The organism is Frankia sp. AgB32 (assembly GCF_023243045.1).
GTDB lineage: Bacteria > Actinomycetota > Actinomycetes > Frankiales > Frankiaceae > Frankia.
This window is the reverse complement of record NZ_JALKFX010000264.1, coordinates 1-7877: the sequence shown is the minus strand read 5'-3', so window position 1 is coordinate 7877 and position 7877 is coordinate 1. Positions and strand designations below refer to the sequence as shown.

The following is a 7877-nucleotide window of genomic DNA, read 5'->3' as shown; positions in this document are numbered from 1 at the left end:
CCCCCGCCCCGCGCCGGGGCGGGGGGGGCCCCCCCCCCCCCCCCCGGGTCCCGGCGGGGCCGGTCTGACCGGATCCCCGTCGGGGCCGTCCCGGCACCGTGCGTATGCCGCGGCCGACCCGTCGCCGCCCGGCACATGGTCGCGGGCGGGGGCCAAGCCGTCCGCCTCTGACATCGCCGCGGTGCATCATCAGGTCAGGGCAGCCCGGACGAGCCGGGTGCTACCGGACGGACGGAGGCGGCGATGGCGAAATCGGTCGGCGCGATGGCGGGTTCCCGGGCGGTGCGGGCCGTCACGGGTTCGGTTGGGGTGGCCGGGGCCGCACTCGCCGTCGGGATGCTCGCCGAACGCAGGGCGATCCGCCGCCGCCGAGGCGCGGCGGACGCGGCGGCACCGGGCCCGCTCGGCCCGATCGGCGGCCGGGTCAGCACGGTGATCGCGGCCGACGGCGTGCCGCTGCACGTCGAGGAGACCGGCCCGGCGGACGCGTCACTGACCCTGGTGTTCGTGCACGGGTTCTGCGTGCGCGCCGAGAACTGGATCCTGCAGCAGCGGGACCTGGCGGACCTCGGCCGGATGGTCTTCTTCGACCTGCGGGCGCACGGACGCTCCGGGCCGTCCGCCGCCGGCAACTGCACCATCGACATGCTGGCCGACGACCTCGACCGGGTGATCCGCGAGCGGGTGCCGGACGGCCCGATCGTCCTCGTCGGGCACTCGATGGGCGGCATGGCGATCCTCGGGCTCGCCGACGCGCATCCCGACCTGTTCGGCGAGCGCGTGATCGGTGTCGCCCTGCTCTCGACCAGCGCCTCGGAACTCGCGCGGGCCACGCTCGGCGTGCCGGCCCTGCTCAGCGCCGTGGTGCGCCGCGTGGTGCCCGGGGTCGCCGTCGGCATGCGGCACGCCTCCGGGGTGCTGGAACGGGTCCGCGGACGGGGCAGCGACGCCTCCTGGGAGGTGACGCGCCGGATCGCGTTCGGGGGAACCGACGTGCCGCCGTCGATCGTCAGCTTCCTGGAGACACTGGTCTCGGACACCCCGGTCGACGTGATCGCCGCGTTCCTGCCCACCCTGCTGGACAACAACCGACTGGATGCCGTCGGTCACCTCGCCACCACGCCCACGGTCATCGTCGTCGGCGACGCGGACGTGATGACGCCGGTCGGGCACAGCCGGGTGATCGCCGCCGCGCTGCCCGAAGCCGAACTCGTCGTCGAGGAGGGCGCCGGCCACGCGATCATGCTGGAGCGGCCGGACGTGGTGAACGCCGCCATCCGCCGGCTGGTCGGTCGCGCCGTTGCCGAGGTCCCGCTGCCCCGGCCGCGCTCGGAGGCCGGCCTCCAGACCACCCGGGACGGCGTCGGGCCGCCCAGCCGGATGGAGGACGCCGACGGTTCCGCGGCGTAGGCAACCCGCGGTGGTTCGGCGCTGCGGCGACAATGGGGACGGGCGGGCAGCGCCCGCCCGGCGCCAGCAGCCGGCGTCGGGCGCGGACACCGCGCGACGCCGGCAGGTCGCTGGGACGGCAGGTCGCTGGGACGGCAGGTCGCTGGGACGGCAGGTCGCTGGGACGGCAGGTCGCTGGGACGGCAGGTCATTGGGACGGCAGGGTGAGGACACATGAACGTGCACGCCGCGCGGCGTGACCAGGTCGTGATTCCCACGGCCGAACGGATGCGGGAGTTCGGCGCCAGCCTGGCCGCGCTGCTGCGTCCCGGCGACCTCGTCGTGCTCTCCGGCCCGCTCGGCGCGGGCAAGACCGTGCTCGCGCAGGGCATCGCCGCGGGTCTCGGGGTGCGCGAGACGGTCACCTCACCGACGTTCGTGCTCGCCCGGGTCTATCCGCAGGGCCGGATCCCGCTCGTGCACGTGGACGCCTACCGGCTCGGGGGGATCGCCGAGGTGGACGACCTCGACCTCGACGCCGACGCCGACAGTTCGGTGACCGTCGTCGAATGGGGTGCCGGCCTGGTCGGAGGTCTCGCCCCGGAGCATCTGGAGATCGCCGTCGTGCGGCCGACCGCAGCCGAGTCGGGCGAGGTCAGGACCCTTCGGCTGGTCCCCTCGGGCCCGCAGTGGGCCCGCCGGCTGCGGGAGCTGCCACCCGGCTGAACCGGCCGGGCCGCTGCCGCGGCCGGGTGTTTCGGGTCTGTGGCCGGGCGTTTCGGGACGTTGCGGGATGGGTGCTCGTCGTGGGCGTCGCGGTGGTCCGTAGTCTGTGCTGGTGCTGGTGCTGGCCCTTGACACCGCCACGGCCGCCTGTGCTGTGGCGCTCGCCGAGCTGACGGAGTCCGACCGCGCGCCGCGGGAGTCCACCGCGGGGGCTGTCCCGGGGCGGGACGAACCCGCCGCGCCCGGGGTGCACGTCTGGCCGCGGGGCAGCGTGGTCACCGTCGACGCCCGCCGGCACGGGGAGCTGCTCGCCCCGTCGATGCGCACGGTGCTCGACGATGCGGGGGCCCGCCCGTCGGACCTGGCCGCGGTCGTCGTGGGTGCCGGGCCAGGGCCCTTCACCGGCCTGCGGGTCGGCATGGTGACGGCCGCGGCCTTCGCCGACGCGTTGGAGATCCCGGTGTACGGCGTCTGCTCGCTCGACGGGATCGGCGCGGCGACGACCGGCGCGGTCGCCGTCGTCACCGATGCCCGCCGCCGCGAGGTCTACTGGGCGTGCTACGACGACGGCGTGCGGGTGGGGGAACCGGCAGTCGGGCGGCCGGCGGAGGTCGCCGCCGCGCTGCGCGACCGCGGTGTCACCGGCGTCGCCGGCCCCGGGCTCGCGTTGTATCCGGCCGCGTTCGCGGAGTTCACCAGCGTTGCGGTGCCGGCCTCGGACGGCGGGCTGAGCGCTCCTGAGGCGGGGTACCCGCGCCCGGAGCTCCTCGTGGGCCTCGCCGGCGCGGATCTGCTGGCCGGCCGGCCGCCGCATCCGCTGGTGCCGCTGTACCTGCGTCGTCCGGATGCGACCGAACCGCACGCGCCCAAGCCGGTCAGGGCGTGAGATCGTTCCGATCAGACCAACAGGCACCGGCTGTCCCGCCGGGTGACCGGGCCCCCGACCCGGACCCGGATCTGGTGCTCGTGCCGACGCGCTGGTGGCATATCGCGACCATCGCGGCACTCGAGCCGAGCGTGTTCACGGCCGACCCGTGGAGCGCGGAGCTGTTCTGGTCCGAGCTCGCCCAGGGTGACCAACGCTGCTACCTCACGGCGCTGTCCCGGCCGCACGGCCGCCCGGCCCACGACCTCGACGCGATCGTCGGCTACGCCGGACTGGCGATCGGCGACGACGGCGCGTACATCCAGACCGTCGGCGTCGTCCCGGCGATGTGGGGCCGGGGCGTCGGCGCCCGGCTGATGATCGCCCTGCTGCGCCGCGCCCGCCAGGCCGGCGCCCGCTCCTGTGGACTCGAGGTACGGACGGACAACCACGCCGCCCGGGTCCTCTACAGCCGGCTCGGCTTCGTCGACATCGGGCTGCGCCGGGGCTACTACCAGCCGTCCGGCGGGGATGCCTACGTGATGCGGGCCCGCCCGATCGACACCGTGGGTTACGCCACCCTGCTCGACGACGCCGAGCAGGCGCTGCCGGGCCGGGTGCGGCTGGAGGAGTGAGGCGCCGGCCCCGCCCGGGGCGGCGCCGGCGTCAGATCCGTGGCGCCTGTCAGATCCGTGGCGCCTGTCAGACCGTGGCGCCTGTCAGACCGGCGCGGGCCCGCACGGCGGCCTCGCCTGCGGCGAGGCTGCTCGCGTGCAGGTCGGCGAACGAGGCCAGCGCGGGGTTGACCGGTGCGAGCGTCAGCTCGACCCTGATCAGCTCCACGTCGGTGGCCCCGAGCGCCTCCAGGACGTGCGCGACGAAGGGCAGCTGGTGGTCCCAGCCCTCCCGGGGAGTGCCGGCCGCGTACGAGCCGCCCTGGGTCGCGATGACGGTGGCGCGCTTGCCGGTGAGGACCGAGGCCTCCGGCGGCTGCCGCAGGGTGCGACCCACGATGATCACCTGGTCGACCCACGCCTTGAACGCCGAGGGCACCGAGAAGTTGTACATCGGTACCGACAGCAGGAGCTCGTCGGCGGCCTCCAGCTCGCCCACCAGCTCCTCGCGCGCCTTGACGGACTCGGCCTGGGCGGGGGTGTGCCCCTGGGACGGGATGGCCGCCGCCGTGATGGTCTCCCAGTCCAGATGCGGGGGCGGCGTGAGGGCCAGGTCGCGGTAGGTGATGGTGCCGTCCGGGTGGGCGGCCCGCCATTCCGCCACGAAGGCGCCGCCCAGGTTCCGGGACGTGGAGCCCTCGCGGGCGAGGCTTGCGTCGACGTGCAGCAGGTGGCTCATGACCGGTCCTCCGATGGCCTGATCATCCAATGGGAACCTTGCCTGAAGGTAAGGTCTCGGTGGAGACTATCTCGAATAAGATTGTCTGTCGAAGCACCTAATTTGACGCAGTGGAGAAACGTGCTGATCAGTCGGCGTACGCTGGTCCGGTGAGCGACGCCGAGGCCGCCACGGAAGGTGGCGCCGAGTGTGAGGGGTTGCCCGAGGGCCTCGGGTGCGACCTCGGCTGGCTGCTGGGCCAGGTGCAGTACGGCTACGTCGCCGCGTCCTCGGCCGCCGTCGGATCCCTGAGCGGCGGTCTGCGCGCGCTGTTCGTCCTCGGCGCCGCGGTCGAGGGTGAGGCGCGCAACCAGATCGAGGTCGCCCGTCGGTTCGGCATCGACCGCACGGTGATGGTCCGCCTCGTCGACGAACTGGAGCGGGACGGCCTCGTGCAGCGCCAGCCCGACCCGGCCGATCGGCGGGCCCGCATCATCACGGCGACCGAGGAGGGCGAGCGGCTCCACGCGGCCACCGAGCAGAAGCGCCATCTTGTCGACCAGCACGTGCTGGCCGGTCTGGTCCCCGCGGAACGGGTCGAGTTCATCCGGCTGTTGCGCACCGTCGTGGCCCGGCTGGTCGCCGTGGACCCGACGCACGGCACGGCGGCCTGCGAGGCTGCCCGCCGCGAGATCGACGCGCACGGCGGTGGCCTCGGCTGCTGAGCGGTCCCGCCGCTCGGCCGGCCGGTCTCCTGGCCGTCCGATGACGGGCTGACGCGCGGGCGCGGTCAGCGCGCCGGATGGACCTGCTGGAACGGCCACTCGTGGGCGGAGCCCGCGACCAGTCCGGCGGGAGGGGCGGGCAGCGGTGCCCGCGGCGGACCGTCGGCCGGCGCGGCGTACCCGGTCGGGGGTGCCGCGTCGGGTAGGCGCAGGACGACCACGACGAGATCGGCGTCCGGCTGCCGGCTGAGGTACACCTCACCCTCGCGGCCGGCGAGCGCCTCGACCGCCCAGGCGCACAGTTCGTCCAGGCGCCCGACGGCGGCCCTGGCTTCCCACATCCAGATCATGCTTCGGCTCCCGGGGACGTCGATCGGGCAGGTCACCGCTGATGCGGGGACGCGGTCGGGGCGCGGCGGTGACGCGGCCGGCGGCGGTCGCGACCAGGGCCCGGTCGGCCCGGCCGGGCCCGTCGGCGGGCGTCCGTTCCTCGCAGTCTTGACAGATCCGACCTTGTTGGTTGACGTGTGTGGTGCGGGTGCTAGGTTGGCACTCGGCACGTGAGAGTGCCAGCGACGACAGGCGCCTGTTCACCCGCGACGGCAGGCCGCCAGGGTCGCTCTCTCATCCAGCGAAGGAAGGGGGAGGTCGATCGTGACGACCGCCACCAAGGTTGCTATCAAGCCTCTCGAGGACCGCATCGTCGTGCAGCCGTCCGACGCGGAGCAGACCACCGCGTCCGGAATCGTGATCCCGGACACGGCCAAGGAGAAGCCGCAGGAGGGCACCGTCCTTGCCGTCGGCCCGGGCCGCTTCGAGGACGGCAAGCGCGTCCCGCTCGACGTCAAGGTCGGCGACGTGGTGCTCTACAGCAAGTACGGCGGCACCGAGGTCAAGTACTCGGGCGAGGAGTACCTGGTGCTCTCCGCTCGCGACGTCCTCGCGATCATCGAGAAGTAGGCCGTTCGCCGGCAGCAATGCGAGGGGCGCGCCCCGCTGGTGGCCGCCCGGTGTCCACCGGGTGCACCGGCGGGGCGCGCCCCTGCTTTGCGCGGCCGGTCATCGGTACCGAGAGGACACCTCAGGTATGCCGAAAATTCTCACGTTCAACACGGACGCCCGGCACGCGCTGGAGCACGGCGTCAACGCCCTCGCCAACGCGGTGAAGGTGACGCTCGGCCCGCGCGGCCGCAACGTCGTCATCGACAAGAACTACGGCGCGCCGACGATCACCAACGACGGCGTGACGATCGCGCGCGAGATCGAGCTGGACGACCCGTTCGAGAACCTGGGCGCGCAGCTCGCCAAGGAAGTCGCCACCAAGACCAACGATGTTGCCGGTGACGGCACCACCACCGCGACCGTCCTCGCCCAGGAGATGGTCCGGTTCGGTCTCAAGCAGGTCACGGCGGGCGCCGCTCCGCTCTCGCTCAAGATCGGCATCGAGGCGGCCGTCGAGGCCGTCTCCAAGGCGCTGCTTGAGCAGGCCGTCGAGGTCAGCACGAAGGAGACCATCGCGCAGGTCGCGGCGATCTCCGCGCAGGACGTGCGGGTCGGCGAGCTGATCGCCGAGGCGATCGACAAGATCGGCAAGGACGGCGTCATCACGGTGGAGGAGAGCCAGACCCTCGGGCTGGACCTCGAACTCACCGAGGGGCTGCAGTTCGACAAGGGCTACGTCTCGCCGTACTTCGTCACCGACGCCGAAGCCCAGGAAGCGGTGCTCGAGGACGCCTACATCCTGCTCTACCCGGGCAAGATCGCGGCCCTGAACGAGCTCCTGCCGCTGCTGGAGCAGGTCGTGCAGGAGCGCAAGCCGCTGCTGATCATCGCCGAGGACATCGAGGGCGAGGCCCTGTCCACCCTGGTGGTGAACGCGATCCGCAAGACCTTCCAGGTCGTCGCGGTGAAGGCCCCCGGCTTCGGGGACCGCCGCAAGGCGCAGCTGCAGGACATCGCCGTGCTCACCGGCGGTCAGGTGATCGCCTCCGAGGTCGGCCTGTCCCTCGACGGCGCCACCCTCGCGGATCTCGGTCGGGCTCGTCGGGTGGTGGTCGAGAAGGAGAACACGACCATCGTCGACGGCGCGGGCGAGGCCGACTCGGTCGCCGACCGGGTTCGCCAGCTCAAGGGCGAGATCGAGGCCAGCGACTCGGACTGGGACCGCGAGAAGCTCCAGGAGCGGCTCGCCAAGCTCGCCGGCGGGGTCGCGGTCGTCCGCGTGGGCGCCGCCACCGAGGTGGAGCTCAAGGAGAAGAAGCACCGCCTGGAGGACGCCGTGTCGGCGACCCGTGCGGCGATCGAGGAGGGCATTGTCGCCGGGGGCGGGTCCGCCCTGGCGCACGTGACCTCCGTGCTCGACGGCGGCCTCGGTCGCACCGGCGACGAGCTCGCCGGCGTCGAGATCGTGCGCGTCGCGCTCGACGCCCCGCTGTCCTGGATCGCCCGCAACGCGGGTCAGGAGGGCGCGGTCATCGTCTCCAAGGTCAAGGAGCTCGAGCCGGGCCGCGGCTACAACGCGGCGACCGGTGAGTACACCGACCTGATCGCGGCCGGGGTCGTCGACCCGGTCAAGGTCACCCGCTCGGCGGTGGCGAACGCCGCGTCGATCGCGGCGTTGCTCATCACCACCGAGAGCCTCGTCGTCGAGAAGCCCGCCGAGTCGGAGCCCGCTGCGGCGCACGGCCACGGCCATGGCCACGGGCACGGCCACTCGCACGGCCCCGGTTTCTGACCGAAGCCGACTGTGCGCGGCGCTGCTGCGCCACCTGGAACGACGACGCGGCCCGGGGGGGGGCCCCGCCGGGGGGGGCCCCGGGGGGGTATAAACAGAACGCGGC

Annotated in this window: 9 protein-coding genes; 7 read left to right on the top strand and 2 right to left on the bottom strand. The window is 73.5% G+C overall.

What is annotated here, in order from left to right; genetic code table 11:
• Window positions 1-243 precede the first annotated feature (243 nt).
• From MXD60_RS28090 to rimI, 4 genes are all read left to right on the top strand, one after another.
• Entirely contained in the window at window positions 244-1410 is a 1167-nt protein-coding gene (locus tag MXD60_RS28090) for an alpha/beta fold hydrolase (protein WP_248822711.1), read from the top strand.
• Between the two features lie 213 nt (window positions 1411-1623).
• A complete protein-coding gene (gene tsaE / locus MXD60_RS28085; RefSeq protein ID WP_248822710.1) occupies window positions 1624-2115 on the top strand; it encodes a tRNA (adenosine(37)-N6)-threonylcarbamoyltransferase complex ATPase subunit type 1 TsaE in 492 nt (163 codons plus the stop codon).
• A 112-nt stretch (window positions 2116-2227) separates the two neighbouring features.
• Window positions 2228-3001: a tRNA (adenosine(37)-N6)-threonylcarbamoyltransferase complex dimerization subunit type 1 TsaB gene (gene tsaB, locus MXD60_RS28080; protein WP_248822713.1), complete on the top strand. Its 774-nt coding sequence runs from the start codon at window positions 2228-2230 to the stop codon at window positions 2999-3001.
• An 80-nt stretch (window positions 3002-3081) separates the two neighbouring features.
• The gene (gene rimI / locus MXD60_RS28075; protein WP_518468841.1) at window positions 3082-3615 is read left to right on the top strand and encodes a ribosomal protein S18-alanine N-acetyltransferase; all 534 of its coding nucleotides are present in this window, start codon (window positions 3082-3084) and stop codon (window positions 3613-3615) included.
• A 67-nt stretch (window positions 3616-3682) separates the two neighbouring features.
• Here rimI and MXD60_RS28070 read toward each other — a convergent pair whose 3' ends face one another.
• Entirely contained in the window at window positions 3683-4333 is a 651-nt protein-coding gene (locus MXD60_RS28070; protein ID WP_248822709.1) for an FMN-dependent NADH-azoreductase, read from the bottom strand.
• Window positions 4334-4482: 149 nt separating this feature from the next.
• Between MXD60_RS28070 and MXD60_RS28065 the strand changes: the two genes are divergently transcribed.
• Window positions 4483-5037, top strand: coding sequence for a MarR family winged helix-turn-helix transcriptional regulator (locus tag MXD60_RS28065; RefSeq protein WP_248822708.1), 555 nt, complete (start codon window positions 4483-4485; stop codon window positions 5035-5037).
• A gap of 65 nt (window positions 5038-5102) precedes the next feature.
• Here the strand turns inward: MXD60_RS28065 and MXD60_RS28060 are convergent, their stop codons facing one another.
• Window positions 5103-5378: a hypothetical protein gene (locus tag MXD60_RS28060; RefSeq protein ID WP_308222632.1), complete on the bottom strand. Its 276-nt coding sequence runs from the start codon at window positions 5376-5378 to the stop codon at window positions 5103-5105.
• Window positions 5379-5691: 313 nt separating this feature from the next.
• Between MXD60_RS28060 and groES the strand changes: the two genes are divergently transcribed.
• On the top strand, window positions 5692-5997 hold the full coding sequence (groES, locus tag MXD60_RS28055; RefSeq protein WP_009740479.1) for a co-chaperone GroES: 306 nt from the start codon (window positions 5692-5694) through the stop codon (window positions 5995-5997).
• 127 nt (window positions 5998-6124) lie between these two features.
• Window positions 6125-7771 carry a chaperonin GroEL gene (gene groL / locus MXD60_RS28050; protein ID WP_248822706.1) on the top strand — a complete coding sequence of 549 codons (1647 nt, stop codon included), beginning with the start codon at window positions 6125-6127 and terminating at the stop codon, window positions 7769-7771.
• The last annotated feature ends 106 nt before the right edge of the window (window positions 7772-7877 follow it).

Excerpts from the sequence above, each read along its gene's own strand:
- MXD60_RS28090 (WP_248822711.1), top strand. The coding sequence starts at position 244 with ATGGCGAAATCGGTCGGCGCGATGGCGGGTTCCCGGGCGGTGCGGGCC.
- tsaE (WP_248822710.1), top strand. The coding sequence starts at position 1,624 with ATGAACGTGCACGCCGCGCGGCGTGACCAGGTCGTGATTCCCACGGCC.
- MXD60_RS28070 (WP_248822709.1), bottom strand. The coding sequence starts at position 4,333 with ATGAGCCACCTGCTGCACGTCGACGCAAGCCTCGCCCGCGAGGGCTCC.
- MXD60_RS28060 (WP_308222632.1), bottom strand. The coding sequence starts at position 5,378 with ATGTGGGAAGCCAGGGCCGCCGTCGGGCGCCTGGACGAACTGTGCGCC.
- groL (WP_248822706.1), top strand. The coding sequence starts at position 6,125 with ATGCCGAAAATTCTCACGTTCAACACGGACGCCCGGCACGCGCTGGAG.